The 221-nt window shown below is 48.4% G+C and carries 1 pseudogene; it reads left to right on the top strand.

Annotation, left to right across the window (positions count from 1 at the left end):
• Positions 1-221 (top strand): annotated as a pseudogene (locus tag HMPREF3036_RS12580) (IS200/IS605 family accessory protein TnpB-related protein); the annotation flags it as partial.

The following is a 221-nucleotide window of genomic DNA, read 5'->3' as shown; positions in this document are numbered from 1 at the left end:
GCATTCGCAATACTTGGGACTGGGTTGATGTCGAACTCGACAAACACGATGTCGATTACATTGCACTTCAATGCGCTACTCGCAACGAATTGTCGCCGGCATTGAGAAAGCGCGGGAAGAAATGGTATCTGGACTTCTCCTTTGAAGAGAAGGTTATTCTGAAGAAGGTGTCTCTTGACACGCAGCTCGTCCTGGGCGTTGATCTTGGGATCAACAATGCA

The organism is Sutterella sp. KLE1602, assembly GCF_001578585.1.
Taxonomy (GTDB): Bacteria; Pseudomonadota; Gammaproteobacteria; order Burkholderiales; family Burkholderiaceae_F; genus Sutterella; species Sutterella wadsworthensis_A.
The sequence above is the reverse complement of the archived record's forward strand: the minus strand, read 5'-3'. Positions and strand labels throughout refer to the sequence as shown.